The 4,041-nt window shown below is 68.1% G+C and carries 6 protein-coding genes; all 6 read right to left on the bottom strand.

Going from position 1 to position 4,041, the window contains the following annotated elements; all coding sequences use genetic code 11:
* A partial coding sequence (locus tag VGV13_06055; protein ID HEV8640645.1) for an ATP-binding cassette domain-containing protein occupies positions 1 to 214 on the bottom strand: 214 nt, incomplete at its 3' end.
* A 264-nt stretch (positions 215 to 478) separates the two neighbouring features.
* Positions 479 to 796, bottom strand: coding sequence for a hypothetical protein (locus VGV13_06050; GenBank protein ID HEV8640644.1), 318 nt, complete (start codon positions 794 to 796; stop codon positions 479 to 481).
* A 17-nt stretch (positions 797 to 813) separates the two neighbouring features.
* The gene (locus VGV13_06045) at positions 814 to 1,275 is read right to left on the bottom strand and encodes a hydrogenase (protein ID HEV8640643.1); all 462 of its coding nucleotides are present in this window, start codon (positions 1,273 to 1,275) and stop codon (positions 814 to 816) included.
* 15 nt (positions 1,276 to 1,290) lie between these two features.
* Positions 1,291 to 2,472: an amino acid ABC transporter substrate-binding protein gene (locus VGV13_06040; protein HEV8640642.1), complete on the bottom strand. Its 1,182-nt coding sequence runs from the start codon at positions 2,470 to 2,472 to the stop codon at positions 1,291 to 1,293.
* A gap of 25 nt (positions 2,473 to 2,497) precedes the next feature.
* Entirely contained in the window at positions 2,498 to 3,583 is a 1,086-nt protein-coding gene (locus tag VGV13_06035) for a cobalamin-independent methionine synthase II family protein (GenBank protein HEV8640641.1), read from the bottom strand.
* 268 nt (positions 3,584 to 3,851) lie between these two features.
* Positions 3,852 to 4,041: hypothetical protein (locus VGV13_06030; GenBank protein ID HEV8640640.1), on the bottom strand; the 190-nt coding region annotated here is incomplete at its 5' end.

Raw genomic sequence — 4,041 nt, 5'->3', positions numbered from 1 at the left:
GCGCCAGTCCGCCGATGTCGTGGCCGCGAAGGCGGATGCGCCCGGCGTCGGGGCTGAGCGCGCCGCTGATCAGGTTGAAGAGCGTCGTCTTCCCCGACCCGTTGGGGCCCATGATGCCCAGCAGCTCGCCCTCCTCGAGGGCGAAGCTGACCTCGTGGACGGCGCGGACGCCGCCGAAGGCCTTCGACACGCGCTCCACCTGGAGCAGGGGCATGGCGCGGGGTTAGAAACCCCTCAGCCTCCATACGAGGTGGCGGAGTAACGGGATGAAGACAAAGAGAACAGATCGACCTTCGTTGGCGCGTGGGGACGCTTGAAGAGTATCCAGATCAGACCCACCCAGTAAGCCGCCGCGGCACAAGACCAGAGCTGAAGGACGGCGCCGCCATCGAGAGTCGTGGCGGCCAGAAGACCAATGGCGATCTGAAAGACCAACGAGACTTGAAGGGCACGCCAATACTCTTTTGAAAATGACGAGCTAAGGGGCACGGTCTTTCTCGTGCTGCTTCTCCAGCAGGTGCTGCTCGATAACACGCCCGCCATAAAATCCAAACACCACATACACCAGCGCCGGAAAGATCACCGCGATCCAAACGTGGCGCTCCTTCAGGGGGTGGTCCAGATCACGAGCCATCCATGAGAGGAGCAGCCCGAGCAAACTGGAAAGACCCGCGATGACGTGGATGTACCGAGGGACCCAAAACCCGCTCTTCCACCACAGGAACAGCGAGACGAGGCCCCCGACGATCACAAACGGCAGCGTCAGGGCGTGGAGAAGGTCGAGTGCGGTATCCATAGGCTATCTCACGGGCATCAGGCGATGGTTCTTGGCAGACCGGCCCTTGCTCGCGAGGCCGACGGGCGAAATCCGTAGACGACCAGGAGGGCCCCCGTGATCATGGCGAGGACGAGAGAGAGCAGAAGAACCTGCACCACCAGTTCCTTCCACGGGGCTGCGCTGTACCCGGCTCCCGACAGGGGTGTCAGGCGACTGGTCCCCCACGCAGCGGCCAGACACGTGGTGCCCCAATTGACGTAGGTTCCGTACAGGAACACGCCCATCGTGAGCCTGGCCTGCACCGGGCCCAACGCCACCAGGCCCCAGGCCAGGCCGAGAGCGATCAACACCAGGGCATTCAAGACACCCGTCAAGTGGGCGGCCAGCGCCATCTTCTGGTTCAGGAACGCAGGTATTGCCACTCCCGTAAACAGCGCCAGCAGAAACAGCACGAAACCCGCGCGTACCAGGGTCCGCTCTGGCTTCCCGGTCTCCATTTCAGCCCCCCCGCATCAGCGCTTCGCGAACGGCGGCGCCGGGTAGGCCAGCGGCGCCGTGGCCGACTCCCGGGGCCAGATCAGCTCCTGCTTGCCGTTGAGCCACTGCACGAACACCGACTGCACGATGCCCGTGCCGTCGGGGCGGAACTTGACGGGCCCGATCACGGTGGTCATGTCGGTGGCGGCGATGGCGTCGCGCACCTTCTCCCGATCGAGGGAACCGGCACGCGTGACGGCGGCGGCCAGGATCTGCACGCACGCGTACGCGGGTCCGGCGATGGGATCGGCGGGGCGGCCGATCTTCTTGACGTGAGCCTCGTTGAGCTCCTTCACGCCGGGCGCCTTCACGGCATTGTGCCAGCCGGGCCCCAGCACGACAAAATCACCGTCCTTGCCCAGGTTCTTCGACCAGATGGGTGGATCAGGAGCCCGGATGAAGACCGTGAGCTTCGGTGTATACCCGAGTTCCTTCATCTGCTTGATCATGGTCATGCCGTCGGGAGGCGTGGGCAGCGCGAAGACGGCGTCGGCGTTGGCCGCCTTGGCCTTCAAGATGAGGTCGGAGAAGTCCTTCGCGCCCGGGGCGTACTCGCCCTGCACGATCACCTGGTAGCCGGCCGCCTTGCCCGCCTCGGTCCAGGCGGTGGCCATCTCGCGCCCCCAATCCGTCTTCTCCTGGAAGATCGCCGCCGTCTTCGGGCGCTCGGCGGCGGGGATGGTGGCGAGCAGCCCCTGTGTCTGCTGGCCGATGTCGGGGGACTTCCAGAAGGGCGAGAAGAGGTAGCGGAAGCCCTGCTGGTGGACCTTGTAGAGCGCGAAGGCCACGCCCAGGTAGGGGATCCTGTTCTTCTCGCCCACGGAGGCGGCGGCGGCGTGGAGGTCCGATCCGAACCCGCCGAGGTAGGCGACCACGCCTTGCGCCGCCAGCGTCTCCAGGCGGCTCACCGTCTTGGTGGCGTCGGACTCGTCGTCGAGGAGGACGAGCTCCAGCGTCATCTTCCTGCCGCCCACGGTGACGCCCCCGGCCGCGTTCAGCTGCTCGACCGCGATCTCGTATCCCGCCCGCACCTGGGCGCCCCCGGCGCCGTAACGGCCGGTGAGGGGGACCACGGCTCCGACCTTGACGGACTCCGCCCACGCGGCGAGCGGCCCGACACCGAGGAACGCGAGCACGAGCAGGGCCAGCACTTTCATCGATCTCCTCCTGTCGAAGATTCGGTCAGTGGCCCCACACCAGACGGGCCGTCTCCGCCACCCGGTGGAGCTTGCGGCGCTGATCCTCCGGGGTGATGCGGTTGCCCTCCAGGGTGGAAGCGAAGCCGCACTGGGGGCTGAGGGCCAGCCGTTCCAGCGGGATGAACTTCGTTGCCTCGTCGATGCGCCGGCGGAGCTCGTCCACGGACTCCAGGCGTGGCTTCTTCGTCGTCACCAGCCCCAGCACCACCACCCGATCCTCGGGCACCGAACGCAGCGGCTCGAAGCCCCCCGAGCGCTCGTCGTCGTACTCGAGGAGGAAGCGCTGGAAGCGGCTCCGGCCGAACACCCGGGCGATCGGTTCGTAGCCGCCGCTGGCGTAGAACATCGACTGGTTGTTGCCGCGGCAGATGTGGAGCGCGAAGGTGATCCCCGGGTGGTCGCCGATGACCGCGTTGTCCATCTCGACGCAGGCGTCGATGAGCCGGTCGGGGTCGCTGCCCCGCCGGCGATAGCCCTCGCGGAGCGCAGGGTCCAGCAGCGCGGCGTACTGGGGGGCGTCGATCTGGACGTACGTACAGCCGAGGCGGACCAGTTCCTCCACCTCGCGGCGGGTGACGTCGACGACGTCGGCGAGGTAGGCGTCGCGCGTCGGGTAGGCGCCCTTCGACTTCACGGGGTCCCAGTAGGCCGCCGCCTGCTGCGTGCTGATGAGGGTGACCTTCGCGGGCCGCGAGGTCCGCGCGCGCAGGTAGACGAACTCCTCGGCGCCCATGCTCCGGCGCCAGCGGAGCTTGTCGACCACCACCGGCCGCTTGAAGACGAGCTCCCCGCCCTGCTCGTTGTGAAAGGGAATGGCCCAGCCCCCGAACTTGTCGAAGCCGTCGAGGGCCTCGATCAGGTGGCCGAAGAAGGCGTAGCGTCTGAGCTCGCCGTCGGTGACGGCGTCGAGGCCCGCGGCCTCCTGCAGCGCAATGGCCTCGTCCACCGCGCGGTCCTCGATGCGCTTGAACGCGGGGGGACGCAGGCGGCCGGCCTCCAGCGCCTCGCGCGCCTCCACGAGGTCCACCGGTCGAAGGAGGCTTCCCACCACGTCGCTCCGGATGGGCACGGGCCCCACCTCTAGTGTTCCGTCTGGGCAGTCATGTTAACGATCGCCGCGCTCGCGCCGCTGCCGGCGGGGCCGACGGGCACGTGCGGCAGGGATCGCGGGACCACGCGGCACGCGTCCGCGGCCCCGTGGCGGCTGGGCTCCACCTGGGGACGCGGGGTCCGTGGCCAGCGGGCGGGAACGGGTCCCGGCGAACCCTGCCGCACGCGCCCGTCGGCCCCGGCGCCGCATGCCGGCAGGCTCTTAACATGACTTCGAGGACGGGACACTAGAAGTAGGCCTGACCGGGGCCGACGGGTGGCGTCCACTCGCACGCGCCGAAGGGGCCGTCGCCGTGCTGCCGCACGTAGGCGATCCGCCGGTGGGCCGTGGGCAATCCCTTGCCCAGCGTCACGCTCAGCCAGTCGAGCACGTACTCGTGGCAGTCCAGCGCGCCCAGGTTGGGCAGTTTCCAGAGC

It is taken from the genome of Candidatus Methylomirabilota bacterium (genome assembly GCA_036001065.1).
Classification (GTDB): Bacteria; Methylomirabilota; Methylomirabilia; order Rokubacteriales; family CSP1-6; genus MNEF01.
This window is presented reverse-complemented; position numbering and strand designations above follow the sequence as displayed.

Coding starts and splice junctions, on each gene's coding strand:
- VGV13_06045 (HEV8640643.1), bottom strand. CDS start 1,275: ATGGAGACCGGGAAGCCAGAGCGGACCCTGGTACGCGCGGGTTTCGTG.
- VGV13_06040 (HEV8640642.1), bottom strand. CDS start 2,472: ATGAAAGTGCTGGCCCTGCTCGTGCTCGCGTTCCTCGGTGTCGGGCCG.
- VGV13_06050 (HEV8640644.1), bottom strand. CDS start 796: ATGGATACCGCACTCGACCTTCTCCACGCCCTGACGCTGCCGTTTGTG.